Source organism: Catenulispora sp. GP43 (assembly GCF_041260665.1).
Lineage (GTDB): Bacteria > Actinomycetota > Actinomycetes > Streptomycetales > Catenulisporaceae > Catenulispora.
In genome coordinates this window covers 38,368-56,383 of record NZ_JBGCCT010000012.1, presented here as the reverse complement: position 1 = coordinate 56,383, position 18,016 = coordinate 38,368, and the positions used below count along the sequence as shown (strand labels likewise).

The 18,016-nt window shown below is 72.4% G+C and carries 4 protein-coding genes; 2 read left to right on the top strand and 2 right to left on the bottom strand.

Annotated elements, in window-relative coordinates:
• Positions 1 to 11 precede the first annotated feature (11 nt).
• Together ABH926_RS24380 and asnB are read left to right on the top strand one after the other, a co-directional pair.
• On the top strand, positions 12 to 13,949 hold the full coding sequence (locus ABH926_RS24380) for an SDR family NAD(P)-dependent oxidoreductase (protein ID WP_370368057.1): 13,938 nt from the start codon (positions 12 to 14) through the stop codon (positions 13,947 to 13,949).
• A gap of 77 nt (positions 13,950 to 14,026) precedes the next feature.
• Complete coding sequence (asnB, locus tag ABH926_RS24375; protein WP_370368056.1) at positions 14,027 to 15,856, top strand: asparagine synthase (glutamine-hydrolyzing); 1,830 nt, start codon at positions 14,027 to 14,029, stop codon at positions 15,854 to 15,856.
• 16 nt (positions 15,857 to 15,872) lie between these two features.
• Here the strand turns inward: asnB and ABH926_RS24370 are convergent, their stop codons facing one another.
• Together ABH926_RS24370 and ABH926_RS24365 are read right to left on the bottom strand one after the other, a co-directional pair.
• Positions 15,873 to 16,634, bottom strand: a complete 762-nt coding sequence (locus ABH926_RS24370; protein WP_370368055.1) for a GNAT family N-acetyltransferase — start codon at positions 16,632 to 16,634, stop codon at positions 15,873 to 15,875.
• A gap of 199 nt (positions 16,635 to 16,833) precedes the next feature.
• Positions 16,834 to 17,994 (bottom strand): acyl-CoA dehydrogenase family protein, encoded by a 1,161-nt coding sequence (locus ABH926_RS24365; protein ID WP_370368054.1) that lies wholly within the window; start codon positions 17,992 to 17,994, stop codon positions 16,834 to 16,836.
• Between the last annotated feature and the right edge of the window lie 22 nt (positions 17,995 to 18,016).

Genomic DNA, 18,016 nt, shown 5'->3' with positions numbered 1-18,016 from the left:
GGGGACTGACTGTGAACGACCGTCTCATGGAGACTTCCGAGTCCGACCAGACCGACAGCCCCTCCGGCACCGACATCGCGATCGTCGGGATGGCCGGGCGGTTCCCGGGGGCCGCCGACGTCGGCGCGCTGTGGTCCGGGATCCGGGCCGGGGCCTCGGGTCTGACCCGCTTCACCGATGCCGAGCTGCGTGCCGCCGGGGTCGCCGAGGACCTGCTCGCCGACCCCGCCTACGTGAAGGCCGCGCCGGTGGTGGACGGCGTCGAGCAGTTCGACGCCGGCTTCTTCGGGGTGAACCCGAAGGAGGCGCAGATCCTGGACCCGCAGCACCGGCTGTTCCTCGAACACTGTTGGGAAGCGCTGGAGGACGCGGCCTGCGACCCGGCGCGCTTCGAGGGCCTGATCGGCGTCATCGCCGGCTGCGCCTGGAGCTCGTACCTGACCAACAACCTGGAGCCGGCCGGCATCGGCCAGTCGCTCGGCGAGATGGCCGTGGGCCTGGCCAACGACCGCGACTCGCTGACCACCCGGGTCGCGCACGCGCTCGGCCTGACCGGCCCCAGCTACACCGTCCAGAGCTACTGCTCCACTTCTCTGGTCGCGGTCTGCGCCGCCGCCACCGCGCTGGCCAACTTCGAGGCCGACATGGTGCTGGCCGGCGGCGTCGCGCTGTCCGTGCCGCACCGCGTCGGCTACCTGTACCAGCCCGGCGGCATCACCCCGCCGGACGGCGAGTGCCGGGCCTTCGACGCCGCGGGCCTGGGCAGCCCGATCGGCAACGGCGTCGGCGTGGTCGCGCTGCGCCGCCTGGAGGACGCGCTGGCCGACGGCGACCGCGTCTACGCCGTGATCCGCGGCTGGGCGGTCAACAACGACGGCGGCCGCAAGGTCGGCTTCACCGCGCCCGGCGTGCAGGGCCAGGCCGCCGTGATCGCCGAGGCGCTGGCCGCCGCCGGTCTCGAACCCTGCGACGTCGGCTACGTCGAGGCGCACGGCACCGGCACCGCGCTCGGCGACGCCGCCGAACTGGCCGCGCTCCAGCAGGTCTTCGACGGCGCCTCGGTCCGCGTCGGCTCGGTGAAGTCCAACCTGGGCCACCTGGATCGGGCCGCCGGCGTCACCAACCTGATCAAGGCCGCGCTGGTCCTGCACCGCGGCGAGATCCCGCCGACTCGCAACTTCACCGACCCCAACCCGCAGCTCGGCGCCGGCGGTGCCGAGCTGGAGGTGGTCACGGAGCTGACCCCGTGGCCGCGCACGCCCGACACGGTGCGCCGGGTCGGCGTCAGCGCGTTCGGCATCGGCGGCACCAACGCGCACGTCGTGCTGCAGGAAGCGCCGTTGCCGGCGCGCGCTGGGGCGGACGCGACCGAAACGCGTCCCGAAGTGCTCATCTGGTCCGCGCGCTCGGCCGAAGCCGCCGACGCGATGACCGGGAAGCTCGCCGAGCACCTGCAGGACACCGACGACGCCCTCACCGACATCGCCAACACCCTGCAGACCGGCCGCAAGGTCTTCGAGCACCGGCGCATCGCCGTCGGCTCGACCACCGCCGAGCTGGCGGTGTCGTTGCGCGACAACAGCGTCCTGACTCGCACCGACGGTCGCTCCGACCGCGAGGTCGCCTTCCTGATCGCCGGCACCGGCGAGCAGTACCCGGGTCTGGCCGAGGACCTGTACCGCACCGAGCCGGTCTTCCGCGAGGTGCTGGACGAGTGCCGTGCGGTGCTCCAGGACAAGCTCGGCCGCGACGTGCTGGCCGACATGCTGCGTCCGCGCGACACCGACAATGGCGGCGATCTGGGACGGCTGCTCGGCCGTGGCGCCGAGACGGAGAGCACCGAAGGCCAGGCGACCGCGGTGTTGCAGCCGGCGCTGTTCGCCGTCGAATACGCCCTCGCGAAGCTGCTGGAGTCCTGGGGCATCCGGCCCGGCGTGATCGTCGGCTACAGCCTCGGCGAGTACGTCGCCGCCGCGCTGTCCGGCGTGCTGTCGCTGCCCGACGCCCTCGCGCTGGTCGCGCACCGCGCGCAGCTGATCGACGCCCAGCCGCACGGCGCGATGGCCGCCGTGCCGCTGGCCGCCGCCGACGTGGCCGCGCGCATCGAACGCGCCGCTATCGCAGAGCTCGACGTCGCCGCCGTCAACGGCCCCGACCTCACCGTGGTCGCTGGCACCGCCGCAGCGGTCGCGGCCCTGACCGCGCTGCTGGAGCCCGACGCCATCCCGGTCCGCGTGCTGACCACCACCCACGCCTTCCACTCCTCGATGCTCGCGGGCATCAAGGAGGAACTGACCGCGTGGGTCGCGGCGAACATCACCACCCACGCGCCGCAGACTCCTTACTTGTCGAACGTCACCGGCACCGCGGTCACCGCCGAGCAGGTTGCCGACCCCGGTTACTGGGCCGAGCACATGTGCGCGCCGGTCCAGTTCGACGCGATGCTCGCCGAGCTGCTGGCCGCCGGCGACCCGGCGCTGCTGGAGCTCGGGCCCGGGCCGTCGCTGGGCACCATGGCCCGCGCACACCGCGCCTGCTCGCCGGAGCGCTGGCCGCTGATCGTCCCGACGCTGCCGGGCCGCGCCGACCCGCGCTCCGGCGCCACGGTGCTGGCCGAGGCGGTCGGGCGGCTGTGGCTGACCGGCGTGCCGGTCGACTGGTCCGGCTACCGCGACGAGCACCCGGCGGCGCGCCGCGTCAGCCTGCCGACGTACCGGTTCCAGCGCCAGCGGTACTGGATCGACGCCCCGGCCGGCGGCCGCGCCGCGGTGAAGGCCAAGTCGGCCGCGCAGCTGACCGGGCCGGTCGCCGACGCCGAGCACGTCCAGCTGCTCAGCCCGCGCTGGACGACGGCGGAGCTGTCCGGGACGGCCGCGACGCCGGACCGGTATGTGGTCCTGGGCGAATCAGAGCTCGCCGAAGGGATCGCGGCCCAGCTACGCGCCGACGGTGCGGAGGTGGGGCTCGCCGGTCTCGGCGCCGATTTCGGCACCGCTTCGGCGGGAACGGGCTCCACCACGGTCATCGACCTGCGCGCTCTCAATTCCAGCGCTGGACCCGACGCCCTGATCCCGCAGCTGGCTACGGCGCTTGACGCGTGGGGCAGCACCAACGGCACCACGCGCTACCTCATCGCGACTGCCGGCGGCCAGGTCGTCGCTGATGGCGAAATCCCGAACACCGCGCAGGCGGCGCTCGTCGCGATGCCGGCTGTCGCGAACCAGGAGTACCTGAACCTCGACTGCCGCGCCGTAGATCTCGTTTCGAATACAGACCTTGATGGGCATGAGGAATCGGCGCGGTTCCTGGCTTCGGAAGCGGCCGGCTCCGGCGAGGATGTCCTGGTCGCCTACCGCGACGGCCGCCGCCACATCCGCGAGCACGTGTCGGGCCTGCCCGGCGGCGAGCCGGTGCCGGTCCGCTCCGGCGGCACCTACCTGATCACCGGTGGACTCGGCGATGTAGGTCTGCTGGTCGCCGGTCATCTGGCGGCTTCCGGCGCGTCGCGCCTGGTGCTGGCCAGCCGCGGCGGCATTCCGGCAGGCACCGGGGACCGTCGCTCCGACGGTGTGCGCCGGCTGACCGATCGGGGTGTGGAGGTCCTGACTCCGCAGCTCGATGTGACCGATGCCGCTGCGGTTCGGGTGCTGTTCGCCGAGCTTGGTCGGGTCGACGGTGTCATCCACGCGGCCGCGACAACGAGCCCTGACACCTTCCGGGCCCTGCGCGACCTGGACGCCGAGACGGTCGCCACGCACTTCGGTGCCAAGGTCGGGGGCGCGCTGGTGCTTCGCGCGGTCTTGGCCGAGTTGCCGGAGAACCAGGCTCCTGACTTCTGCCTGCTGTTCTCCTCGACCTCCTCGCTGCTCGGCGGTATCACCTTCGGTTCCTACGCCGCCGCCAACGCCGCCCTGACCGCTGTCGCAGAACTCGGCGACACGTCCGGTACCCGTTGGCTCGCCGCCGCCTGGGACACCTGGTCGATCACCCTGGAGCGCCTCCAGTCCGGCTTCGGCGCCGGCATGGCCGCCCACTCCATGAGCACCGAGCAGGCCTTCGCCGCCCTCGACGCGCTGCTGGCCAAGCCGCGCGCGGCCACCGCCGTGGTGGCCGGCGGCCTCGGCGACCGGCTGCCGCGCGCCGCCGCGCTCCTGGATGCCGCGATCGGCACCGGTGAGCGCTTCCCGCGCCCCGAGCTGGCGCAGCCCTACACCGCGCCGTTGACCGCGACCGAGCGTGCGTTGACCGAGCTGTGGTCCGACGTGCTGGGCATCGAGCCGGTCGGCACCCGCGACGCGTTCTTCGACCTCGGCGGCAATTCGCTGCTGGCGTTGCAGATGCTGGCTTTGGTCAAGAAGCGCTTCGGTGTGTCGGTGCCGGCGGTGCAGCTGTTCGAGGCGCCGACCGTGCAGACGCTGGCCGCGATCCTGGACGGCGAGGGCGGACAGAGCGCGCAGAGCACGGCCGCCCCGGTCGTCACGCAGCGCCCGATCGTGCGCGCCGGTACCGAGGACGACCGCCTCATCGCCGTCGTCGGCATGGCCGGCCGCTTCCCCGGCGCGCCGAACGTGGAGGCCTTCTGGCACAACATCCGCGAGGGTGTGGAGTCGATCAGCTTCTTCAGCGACGAGGAACTGCTAGCCTCCGGTGTCACGCCGGAGGAACTGGCCGACCCCGCCTACGTCCGGGCCCGGCCGATCCTGGATGACGTCTCGGGCTTCGACGCCGCGTTCTTCGGCATGAACCCGCGCATGGCCACCCTCACCGACCCGCAGCAGCGGCTGTTCCTGGAAGTCTGCTGGGAGGCGCTGGAGCAGTCCGGCTATGTCGTGCCGGAGCTGCGGGGCCGCGTCGGCGTCTACGGCGGCGCCAACATCAGCAGCTACCTGATGCGCATGCCGGAGCAGATGACCAGCGGCGACTTCAGCGTCTACGAGGTCATCATGGGCAACGACAAGGACGCCCTGACGACCACCGTCTCCTACCTGCTCGACCTCTACGGCCCCAGCGTCGCGGTGCAGACCTTCTGCTCCACCTCGCTGGTGGCCACCCACCTGGCGATCCAGAGCCTGCGCAGCGGCGAGTCCGACATGGCGATCGCCGGCGGTGTCTCGGTCCGCGTCCCGGACAAGATCGGGCACGAGTTCATGCCCGGCGGCATGGAGTCGCCCGACGGCCACGTGCGCACCTTCGACGCCGAGGCCCGCGGCAGCATGTTCGGCGACGGCGCGGCGGCGGTCGTGCTCAAGCGCCTGTCCGACGCGGTGCGCGACGGCGACCACATCTGGTCGGTGATCCGCGGCTCGGCGATGAACAACGACGGCGCGCTCAAGGTCGGCTTCACCGCGCCGAGCGTCGTCGGCCAGTCGCGGGTGATCGTGGACGCGATGGCCGACGCCGGGGTCACCGGCGACGACATCAGCTACATCGAGGCCCACGGCACGGCCACCGAGCTCGGCGACCCGATCGAGGTGACGGCGCTGACCCGGGCCTTCGGTCAGACCGACGCCAAGCAGTACTGCCCGATCGGCTCGGTGAAGACCAACGTCGGTCATCTGGACCGCGCGGCCGGCGTCACCGGCCTGATCAAGACCTCGCTGGCGCTCACCGACCAGGTGATCCCGCCGAGCCTGCACTACACCGCCCCGAACCCGCGGATCGACTTCGCGAACAGCCCGTTCTACGTCAACACCGAGCTGACCCCGTGGCGCACCCGCGACGGCCGCCCGGCGCTCGCCGGTCTGAACTCGCTCGGCATGGGCGGCACGAACGTGCACCTCGTGGTGCAGCAGGCGCCGGTTCGAGATATCGCAAACCCTGCTGATACTTCAACGGCGCGGCGCTACCAGGTGGTCCCGCTGTCGGCGCGCACCCCGGCCGCCGTCGAGGCGACCGCGAATCAGCTCGCTGACTTCCTGGCCGACGCGCCGCAGACCCGCCTGGTCGACGTCGCCTACACGATGCAGGTCGGCCGTAAGCGCTTCGACCATCGCCGGGCTCTGGTCGCCGACGGCCTGGCCGCCGTGCAGGACAAGCTGCGCGAGGGCGACCTGCTCGGCCGGGTCGACGCGGTCACCGGCCGTCCGGTGGCGTTCCTGTTCTCCGGCGTGGGGGAGCAGTACCCGGGCCTGGTGCGGGAGCTCTACCGGCGTGAGCCGGTGTTCCGGGCCCTGCTCGACGAGTGCCTGGAGCATCTGCGGACCCTGATACCGGAAGCCGATCTGAAGGATCTGCTGACCGGCGAGCGCGGCGGCGGTGGCGGCTCGGATCTGGCCGCCCTGCTGGGCCGTGGCGGCGGTAGGGACGATGCGCGCGCGGCGCTGTTGGAGCGCACCGAGATCGTGCAGCCGGCGATGTTCGCCGTCGAGTACGCGCTCGCCAAGACGCTCATGACCTGGGGCGTGCAGCCCAAGCTGATGCTCGGCTACAGCCTCGGCGAGTACGTCGCGGCCTGCCTGGCCGGTGTTCTGTCGTTGGAAGATGCGCTGAAGCTGGTCGCGCACCGTGCCGAGCTCATCTCCGCGATCGAGGCCGGGGCCATGACCGCGGTCTCGGCGACCCCCGCCGATCTGGCCGCCTACAAGCTGGCCGAGCGCGGTCTGGACATCGCAGCCGTCAACGGACCGCAGGTGACCGTGGTCGCGGGCCCGCTGGAGGCGATGACGGCGTTCGTCGCCGAACTGCACGAGGCCGAGGTCCCGCACCGCGCGCTGAGCACCACGCACGCCTTCCACTCGCGGATGCTGGAGCCGTTGCAGGACCGGCTGACCGAGTGGGTCGCGGCCAACGTGACGCTGAACGCGCCGCAGATCCCTTACCTGTCCAATGTCACCGGCGCCCGCGTCGGCGTCGAGGACGCGACCGACCCGGCCTACTGGTCTCGGCACATGTGCCGCACCGTCCGCTTCGGCGACGCGATCACGGCGCTGCTGGCCGACCCCGAGCTGGCCATTCTGGAGATCGGCCCGGGCCAGTCGCTCGGCACGATGATCCGCGGCGCGAAGTGCCCGCCGGACCGCTGGCCGCTGATCCTGGCCACGCTGCCCGCCGCCGACGACAAGCGGTCGGACGACCAGGCGTTCACCGAGGCGCTGGCCCGGTTGTGGCTGGTCGGCGCGGACCCGGACTGGGTGGCGTATCAGGGCCGGAACACGGACGGCGGCGACGACCCGCTGCTGCCCGGCCGGATCCCGCTGCCCACCTATCCCTTCCAGCGGCAGCGGTACTGGACCGAGGTCCCGACCGGCGCGACCACGGTGGCGGCGCCGAAGCGCACCGCACTGCCCGCGCCGGCATCCGCATCCGCCGCCGCGAAGCCGCAGGCGAAGCCCGAGCCCGAGGAAGTCCTCGTCGAGGTCCTGCGACCGCGCTGGTCCGCGGCGCCCATCGCGGCCGGCGCCGAAGCACTCGGCAAGGTCGTGCTGGTCGCCGACGAGAACGGCGTCGCAGAGGCGCTGAGCGAGGTGCTGGGCGCGGCCGGGGCCGAGGTGGTCTCTGTGTCCGGCGGCCCCGCGCTGACCAGGGACGAACACGCCGCGATCGTGTCCCGCGAGGCGGCCGAGGACCGCACCACGGTCGTCGACCTGCGGCTGCTGGACCGGCCGGCCGGCGACGCCGCCGATCTGGACGGCCGCGACGTCATCCAGCCGCTGGCCCGGCTGCTGGACGCCTGGGGCAGCGACGGCACCGGCAGCGCCCGGATGCTGATCGCCACCCGCGGCGGCCAGCCGGTCGGCGGCGACGTGCCGCGGCCGGCGCAGCACGCGGCGGCGGTGCTCCAGGTTGTCGCAAACCTCGAATACCTGAACCTGGAGTGCGGCACTGTCGATGTCGGCGCCGATGCCGACGCCCCGACCGTCGCCGCCGCCCTGGCCGCCGAGATCGGCCGGCCCTCCGACGTCGACGACGTCCTGGTCGGCTACCGCGACGGCGAGCGGCACGTCCGCGACTACGTGCCCGCCGACGCGCCGCCGGCCGAACCGGTGCACCGGATCCGCAGCGGCGGCAGCTACCTGATCACCGGTGGTCTCGGTGACCTCGGCCTGATCCTGGCCGAGCACTTCGCCGCCTCCGGGGCCGGCCGGCTGATCCTGACCAGCCGCACCGGCGCCCCCGAGGGCGGCAAGCGGCTGGACCGGCTGGAGGCCTTGCGCGCGGCCGGAGTGGAGGTCTCGACACCGGCCGTGGACGTCACCGACGCCGACGCGATGCGCGAGGTCCTCACCGATGCCTTCGCCGACGGCGGCCGCCTGGACGGCATCGTGCACGCGGCGGCGGTCACCCACCCGGACACCTTCCGCGCCCTGCGCGCGGTCGACGACGAGGCGGTCGGGCTGCACTTCGGCGCGAAGGTCGGCGGCGCCCTGGTGCTGGACGGGCTGCTGGCCGAGCTGCCGGAGCATCAGGCTCCTGAATTCTGCCTGCTGTTCTCGTCCACCTCCTCGATCCTCGGCGGCATCGCCTTCGCCTGCTACGCCGGCGGCAACGCGGCGCTGGCCGCGATCGGCCAGCGCAACCACGCGCGCTTCCTGGCCGGCGACTCGCCGACCCGCTGGATCTCCACCAGCTGGGACACCTGGTCGGTGACCATCGAGAGCCACCACGTCGGCGCGGTCATGGTCAAGCACTCCATGACCCGCGAGCAGGCCCTGGCGGCCTTCGACGCCACGCTGGCCGGCCCCGGCCCCTCGCTCGTGGTCGCGGCCGGCGGCCTGACCGACCGGCTGCCGCGCGCCATGGCGATCACGGACGTGGTCGGCGGCGGCGAGAAGTTCCCGCGCCCGGACCTGCCGCAGCCCTACAGCGCGCCGTCCACCGACGCCGAGCGTTCGCTGGCCGAGCTGTGGTCGCATCTGCTCGGCGTGGAGCCGGTCGGCGTCAAGGACGCGTTCTTCGACCTCGGCGGCAACTCGCTGCTGGCGCTGCAGATGCTGGCGCTGGTCAAGAAGCGGTTCGGGGTCGCGATCCCGGCGGTCACGCTGTTCGAGGCGCCGACCGTGCGGGGCCTGGCGGCGATCCTCGACGGCGAGGGCGCGACCGACAAGGAAGCGGCCTCGGTCGCGGCGCGCCGCGCGGAACGGCCGGCCGCGGCCGGCGGCACCGGATCGGCCGGCCTCGTCGCCTCCGACGACGACCGCCGCATCGCGGTCATCGGCATGGCCGGGCGCTTCCCCGGCGCCTCGGATGTCGAGCAGTTCTGGACCAACGTGCGCGGCGGCGTCGAGACCATCAGCTTCTTCACCGACGAGGAGCTGCTGGCCTCCGGCGTCACGCCCGAGGAACTGGCGGATCCGGCGTACGTGCGGGCCCGTCCGGTCCTGCCGGATGTGCGCGGCTTCGACGCGTCCTTCTTCGGGATGAGCCCCCGCATGGCGGCCCTGACCGACCCGCAGCAGCGGCTGTTCCTCGAAGTCTGCTGGGAGGCGCTGGAGCAGGCCGGATACGCGGCTCCCGAAGGCCGCAGCCGCGTCGGCGTCTACGGCGGATCCAACATCAGCACCTACCTGATGCGGCACCCCGAGATCCTCGCCGACCCGGAGTTCAGCGTCTACGAGGTGCTGATGGGCAACGACAAGGACGCGCTCACCACCACCGTCTCCTATCTGCTGGACCTGTACGGGCCGAGTATCGCGGTGCAGACCTTCTGCTCCACCTCGCTGGTCGCCACGCACATGGCCGTACAGGCACTGCGCAACGGCGAATGCGAGATCGCGCTGGCCGGCGGGTCCTCGGTGCACGTGCCGGAGAAGGTCGGCCACCGCTTCGAGGCCGGCGGCATGGCCTCGCCGGACGGGCACGTGCGCACCTTCGACGCCGGCGCGCGCGGCAGCATGTTCGGCGACGGCGCGGCCGTCGTGGCCCTCAAGCGGCTGTCCGACGCGCTGCGCGACGGCGACCACATCTGGTCGGTGATCCGCGGCTCGGCGGTCAACAACGACGGCGCGCTGAAGGTCGGCTTCACCGCGCCGAGCGTCGTCGGCCAGTCCTCGGTGGTCATCGAGGCGATGGCCGACGCCGGGGTCACCGGGGACGACATCAGCTACATCGAGGCCCACGGCACGGCCACCGAGCTCGGCGACCCGATCGAGGTCGCGGCGCTGACCCGGGCCTTCGGTCAGACCGACGGCAAGCAGTACTGCCCGATCGGCTCGGTGAAGACCAACGTCGGCCACCTGGACCGCGCCGCCGGCGTCACCGGTCTGATCAAGACCTCGCTGGCGCTCACCGACCGGATGATCCCGGCGAGCCTGCACTACGAGACGCCGAACCCGAACATCGACTTCGAGGACAGCCCGTTCTACGTCAACACCGAGCTGTCGCCGTGGCAGACCCGCGACGGCCGCCCGCCGATCGCCGGGATCAACTCCCTCGGGATGGGCGGGACGAACGTCCACGTGGTCGTCGAGCGCGCCCCCGAGCGGGTGCCGGCCGAGCCCGTGGACCCGAACGCGGCGCGCCGGTACCACGTGGTGCCGATGTCGGCGCGCAACTCCGGGGCCGTCGAGGCGGCCGCCGAACGGCTCGGCGCGCACCTGCTGGGCGCCGGCGCCGGTGCCCCGAACCTGCGGCTGCGTGACGTCGCCTACACGATGCAGGTCGGGCGCAAGCTGTTCGAGCACCGGCGCGCGGTCGTCGCCGACGGCGTCGAGCAGCTGGCCGCGGCGCTGACCGGGCCGGACAAGGCCGCGGTGCTGGGGCGGCTGGACACCACGACGAGCCGGCCGGTGGCGTTCCTGTTCTCCGGCGTGGGGGAGCAGTACCCCGGAATGGTTCGGGAGCTGTACCGGCGCGAGCCGGTGTTCCGGACGCTGCTGGACGAGTGCCTGGAGCATCTGCGGGTCCTGATTCCGGACGCGGATCTTCGCGATCTGTTGACCGGGGCCCGGGGCGGCGGCGCCGATCTGGCGGCGCTGCTGGGACGCGGCGGCGGTTCGTCCTCCGACGAGCGGGCCTCGGCGCTGGAGCGGACCGAGGTGGTGCAGCCGGCGCTGTTCGCCGTGGAGTACGCGCTCGCCAAGACGCTGATGACCTGGGGCGTGCAGCCCAAGCTGATGCTCGGGTACAGCCTCGGCGAGTACGTCTCGGCCTGCCTGGCCGGGGTGCTGTCGCTGTCCGACGCGCTGGCGCTGGTCGCGCAGCGGGCGAAGCTCATCGGCGCGCAGCCCGGCGGCGGGATGGCCGCGGTGTCGCTGTCGCCGAAGGGGCTGGAGAAGTACGGCTTGGCCGGGCGCGGGCTGGACATCGCGGCGGTGAACGGGCCGGAGGTGACGGTCGTCGCAGGGCCCGATGATGCCCTTGCCGCCCTCGGCGCGGAGCTGTTGGACGCGCAGATCCCGTTCCGGCCGTTGCAGACCACGCACGCCTTCCACAGCCGGATGCTGGAGCCGGTGCGCGAGGCGCTGACCGCGTGGGTGAAGGCGAACGTGACGCTGAACGCGCCGCGGGTGCCGTACATCTCCAACACCACCGGCACCCGGGTCACCGCCGAACAGGTGACGGACCCGGGCTACTGGTCCCGGCACATGTGCCAGCCGGTGCAGTTCGCGACCGCTATCAGCACTCTGCTGGCCGACCCGGACCTGGCCGTGGTCGAGATCGGACCCGGCCAGTCGCTCGGCGCGCTGGTGCGCGCCGCCGGCTGCCCGCCCGAGCGCTGGTCGACGATCGTCAGCACCCTGCCGGCCGGCAGCGACAACCGCGCGGACGACGCGGTGCTCACCGACTGCCTGGCGCGGCTGTGGCTGGTCGGCGCGGACCTGGACTGGCCGACCGTGAACGACCGCCACCCCGGCGCCCGGCCCGAGGACCCGGCGACCGTGCCGAACCGCGTGCCGCTGCCGACGTACGCGTTCCAGCGGCAGGTGCACTGGATCGACGCGCCGATGCGGCCCGCCGTGTACATGGGCGGAGTCACCGGCGGCGGTGCCGGCGGCTTCGGCGGCGGCGAGACGACGCTGGAGACGGTCGCGGACCTGCCGAAGCTGCCGGAGGCGCAGTGGCTGCACCTGCCGGTGTGGCGGCAGACCGCGGCACCGGCGGCCGTGGAGCCGCCCGAGTCGTGGCTGGTGTTCAGCCGGGACGGGGCCGCGGAGCGGGTGGTCGAGCGGCTGCGGGGGAGCGGCGCGGCGGTGACGGTGGTGCGGCCGGGTGAGGCCTATGTCGACGAAGCCGGTGCCTACACGGTCCGGCCGGGCAACCTGGACGACATCCGGCAGATGCTGCGCGACCTGCGTGCGGACGGCGGGGTGCCTTCGCGGGTGGTGCATCTGTGGTCGCTCGGGTCCTCGGATCCGGTGGTCGACGGCCTGCACACGCTGGTGGCACTCGCTCGGGCGGCCGGCGAGGTCGGTATCGATGACTGGGCTCTGGATGTGGTGACCGCCGGCTCGCAGCAGGTGCTGCCGGGTGACGCCACCGATCCGCTGGCCGCCACGCTCACCGGTCCCGCGCTGGTGATCCCGGTCGAGTACCCGAGTGTGACGGCGCGCCTGATCGACCTCGACGCGCAGCCGACCGCCAAGACGGTCGCGGCGCTGACCGCGGAACTCGCGCGGCCGGCTGCCGACCGGATCGTGGCGCTGCGGCATGGGCGGCGGTGGATCTGCGGATTCGAGAGCATGCCCGCCGAGGCGAACGCCGACTTGGCCGCTGGGCCGACCGCCGGCCTGGCTGCCACACCGGATCCGGCACCGGCACCGAATCCGGCGGCGTCCCCCGCAGATCAGCCTTCTTCTATGCTCCGCGAATCCGGCGTCTACCTCATCACCGGCGGCCTCGGCGGCATCGCCCTGGCCATGGCCGAGCGCCTCGCGGCCGAGTGCCGCGCCAAGCTCGTCCTGTTCGGCCGCACCGGTCTTCCGCCGCGCGAGCAGTGGTCCGAGGTCGCCGATGAGGCGACGCGCGAGCGGGTCCGCAAGGTGCAGGTGCTGCTGGACCTCGGCGCCGAGGTCGAGATCGTGGTCGGTGATCTGGGGCGTCCGGAGGATGTGCGGCGTGCCGTGGCCACCGCCCTGGACCGCTTCGGCGCCCTGCACGGCGTCCTGCACGCCGCCGGCCTGCCCGGCATGGGCCTGATGCAGTTCAAGGAGCCCGAGCAGCTCGACGCCGTGCTGGCGCCGAAGGTCGCCGGGACGCTGGCCCTGGCCGAGGCGCTGCGCTTCGGCCAGGCCGACGAGGTGCCGCTGGACTTCCTGGTCCTGTTCTCCTCCATCACCTCCGCCACCGGCGGCGGGCCGGGCCAGGTCGACTACTGCTCCGCCAACGCGTTCCTGGACGCGTTCGCCGCGCAGCAGTCCGCGGCCGGTCGTCCCGTCGTCGCCGTGGACTGGGGCGAGTGGCTGTGGAACGCGTGGTCGGCCGGTCTGGACGGCTATGCCGAGGCGCTGCGCGACTTCCTGGAGGAGAACCGGACGCGCATCGGCATCGGCTTCGACGAGGGCTGGCGTTGCCTGCGGCGCGCGCTGGCCGCCGGCGAGCCGCGGGTGGTCGTGTCCACCCAGGACTTCGGCTCGCTGGTCCGTCTCAGTTCCCAGTTCACGCTGGACGCCGTCGCGGCCACCGCGGCGCTCGACGGGGGCACGCCGCATCCGCGGCCGGAGCTGATGACGCCGTTCCAGGAGCCCGACGGGGCCACCGAGGAGACCATCGCCCGGATGTGGCGCGAGTCGCTGCGGCTGGACCTGGTCGGCGTCCTGGACAACTTCTTCGAGCTCGGCGGCAACTCGCTGCTCGGGGTCACGATCGTCACGGCCCTGCGCAAGGAGTTCGGGCTCGACGACCTGCCGCCGCACACCCTCTACGAGGCGCCGACCGTGGCCGCGCTGGCCGAGGTCGTCGACAAGGCCCGCTCCGGGGCCCCGGTCCCGATGCAGGACGCCGACGCCGGCGTCCGGGCCCAGCTGCGCCGCTCCGGTGTCCGCACCGCGGCCGCTCGCAGGCGCTCCAGCTGAGCCGGCCTGATCTGAGCTGGCCTGATCTGAGCCGGCCCATTCTGCCAAACCGACAAGAACCCAGAAAGGGACATCACATGTGCGGAATCACCGGGTGGGTCAGCTACGAGCGTGACCTGTCCGCCGAACGCGCCACCGTCGAGGCCATGACCGAGACGATGATCTGCCGCGGCCCGGACGAGGGCGGCGTCTTCATCGACGGTCCGGTCGCCCTGGGGCACCGGCGCCTGGCGGTCATCGACATCGAGGGCGGCAAGCAGCCGATGGCCGCCGAGGGCCTGGCGCCGGTCGCCATCACCTACAGCGGCGAGGTCTACAACTTCCAGGAGCTGCGCGCGGAGCTGGAGGGCAAGGGCCACAAGTTCCGGACCTCCAGCGACACCGAGGTCGTGCTGCACGCGTACCTGGAGTGGGGCAGCACCTTCGTGGACCGGCTCACCGGCATGTACGCCTTCGCGGTCTGGGACGGCCGCACCAGCGAGCTGCTGCTGATCCGCGACCGCATGGGGATCAAGCCGCTGTACTACCAGGTCACGCCCGACGGCGTCCTGTTCGGTTCCGAGCCCAAGGCCATCATGGCCTCCGGCCTGGTGGACCCGGCCGTCGACCTGGACGGCCTGCGCGAGATCTTCGCCTCGGTGAAGACCCCGGGCACCGCCTACTTCCGCGGCATGAAGGAAGTGCGCCCGGGTACCTTCGTGCGGGTGCGTCCCGAGGGGACCACGGAGCACCGCTACTGGGCCCTGGAGGCCACCGAGCACACCGACGACCTGCCGACCACCGTCGCGACCATCCGCGAGCTGCTGGACGACATCATCGCGCACCAGGTGGTGGCGGACGTTCCGCTGTGCTCGCTGCTCTCCGGCGGCCTGGACTCCAGCGCCATCACGGCCCTGACCCAGCGCGCGCTGACCGCCCGCGGCCAGGGCCCGGTGCGCTCGTTCTGCGTCGACTTCGAGGGGCTGACCGAGAACTTCGTCGCCGACCACCTGCGCGCCGAGGCGGACACCCCGTACGTGCACGCCCTGGCCGAGTTCGCCGGCACCGAGCACCGCGACATCGTCCTGCGCACCGCCGACCTGATGGACCCGGCCAACCGCACCGCCGCGCTGGTCGCCCGCGACGCCCCGCCGCAGGGGGACATCGACATCTCGATGTTCCTGCTGTTCAAGGCGATCCGCGAGCACTCGACCGTCGCCCTGTCCGGCGAGGCCGCCGACGAGGTCTTCGGCGGGTACAGCTGGTTCCACGACGAGGCGGCGGTGAAGGCCGACACCTTCCCGTGGCTGGCGGGCCTGGGCAACCTGGACGGCGCGGACTTCCTGGAGCCGGAGCTGGCGGCGAAGCTGGACCTGGCGACCTACCGCGCGGACCGGTATTCGGACGCCATGGCGGAGATGCCGCGGCTGGCCGGCGAGGACGGGCTGGAGAAGCGGATGCGGGAGATCAGCTATCTGCATCTGACACGTTTCGTCAACATCCTGCTGGACCGCAAGGACCGACTGAGCATGGCCAGCGGGCTGGAGGTGCGCGTCCCGTTCTGCGACCACCGGCTGGTCCAGTACGTGTTCAACACGCCGTGGGCGATGAAGACGTTCGACGGGCGGGAGAAGAGCCTGCTGCGCGCGGCGGTCGCGGACATCCTGCCGGAGAAGGTGCTCCAGCGCGTGAAGAGCCCCTATCCGACGACTCAGGACCCGAGCTACTACCTGGCCTTGCAGAAGGCGGCACAGGAGATGGTGGCGAACGACCCCGAGGCGCCGATCATGTCGATCATCAACCCGTTCATCCTGCAGGTGATCCTGACCGCCCCGGCCGACGCCGACCCGCGCCTGCGCGACGGGCTGGAGAGCGCGCTCGGCGGGAACGAGTGGGCGCAGCGGTACAAGGTGACGCTGGACGTGTGAGCCCGGCTCCTCGCCGTCACCGGTTGAGGAAGGAGTGGGTACGGCCGAGCTCGGTGAAACCGCGCCGGCCGTACCACTCGCGCGGCCAGTCGCTCGCGTCCGCGATCAGGAAGAGCTGCGGGATCCCGGCAGCGGCGGCCAGCGCCAAGCCGGTGGCGAGCAGCGTGTCGCCGTGGCCCCGCCCCCGATGCGCGGCGCCGGTGACCAGATCCTCCACCTGAGCCAGCCCGGCGGCGGGGTCGAGGTAGAGGTCACACCACGCGGCGATCTCACCCTCCGGCGTCCGTGCGGCCAGGAAGAGCACGGTCTCGGCGCCGCGCAGCCGGGCGCCGCGGCGCTCGGTGAGCTGCCGGGCCAGCTCCTCGTCCGGGCTCCACTGGAACTGCTGGTGGAAAACGGGAGCTCGCAGCTCGGCCAGCTCGGCGGGCTGCGCGGCGGGCTTGGGCAGCAGGCAGCCGGCCGTGTCCCGGGCCAGGATCAGCTCGGTGTCCCGCGCGTAGCCGATCGCTGCCAGCACCGGGGTCGCACGCTCGCCGAGCGCTTCGTCGAGCACGGTGATCCGGTACCGCCGACGCGGCCCGAGGCCCCGCACGGCCAAGCCGGGCAGCGCTGCCGGATCGGCGTCCGGAGCCTCGACCATCAGCTGGTTGTGCTCCTGCGAGCGCGGGAAGTCCGGATCGCGCACAGCGAAGGCTCCGGGCAGCTCGACGAGTTCCGCGGCCTGACGCCGCGCGAAGGCGGCGCGGAAGGCGGTGACGCGCTCCAGGAGATCGGACACTCCGTCATCGTTGACCTGCCGGCCGCCGTGGGCAACAGCTTTTTCTGGGGCCCCTGACATATGTGCGGGGCGTTGTGGCGGGTGCTGCGGTTGTTCGTGGGTTGACAGTCAAAGGCTCAAATGCGTTTTCTGACGGCTTCGCGCGGGTTGAAGACGGATCCGCTGGTGGCGCGGTGCGTCGTGCGGTGGTCGGCGCTTTTCACGATCGCTTCGACACCGGCACCACATACCGCTGGAACACCAGATCCCGCAGCACGTCGTCCCCGCCCTCGACGATCGACACGTACCGCACGTCCCGCAGCAGCTTCCCGACGATCGACTCGTTCGTGTACCCGAGCCCGCCGAACATCTCCGACGCCGTCGACACCGCCTGCCAGCCGGCCTGGCCGCAGAACATCTTCGCCGTCAGGGCCGACTTCAGCGTTCCGACGCGCAGGAACTCCTCGCCGGCGTCGGGGCGGGTGGCGATGGCGTCGTAGTCGCGGGCGGCGGTCAGGCACTGGTTGGCCATGACGTCGATCTGCATCTCCATCTGGCCCAGCTTCGCGGCGAAGACCGCGTTGCCGGCCAGCGGGGCGCCCTTGACCTGCTTGCTCTTCGCGTAGTCCAGGCACAGGTCGCGGGCGCGGCGGGCGATGCCCAGGCCGGTGGCGGCGATGAGGATGCGGCTCGCGTTCAGGCCCACCTCCAGCAGGCGCAGGCCGTTGCCGCGCAGGGCGTTGGCCGCCCGGACGCGGACGTCCTTCAACGAGACCTGATACGTCGCCGAGGACCGCAGCCCGATGACCTCCCAGCGCTTGTCCACCGTCAGCCCCGGTGCGTCGCGCGGGACGACCACCGCCAGGTACCCCGCTGGGTCGTCCTCGGCGCGCGCCACCACCACGGTGAAGCGGGCGAAGTCGGTGTCGGTGGAGAAGGCCTTCAGGCCGTTGAGGACCAGCTCGTCCCCCTCGCGGCGGGCGGTTGTGGTGATGCGCGCCAGTTCGCTGCCGGCCTCGTGCTCGCTGCCGAGGGTCGCGGCGAAGCCGTGGCCGGCGACCAGGTCGGACAGCAGGGTCTTGCGGAGCGGATCCTCGGCGTACCAGGCCACCATGCTCGTGGTGAGGATCGGGATGAACAGGGTGAAGGCCGCTCCGGCGTCGCCGTAGGCGAGTTCGGCGACGATGCGCACGCTCTCCTCCAGGCTCAGCCCGGCGCCGCCGTACTCCTGGCCCACCCACCAGTTGGCCAGGCCGGCCTCGGCGAAGCGGGAGTAGAGCGGCAGCGGCATGGCGGCGAGCGAGTCCAGTGCCGCTTCCTGCCCGATCAGCTCCCTGCGGGTGAAGGCCTGGACGGCCCGCACGTGGTCGGACGGTTTCATCGCGAAGCTCCTCTCGGCGGAC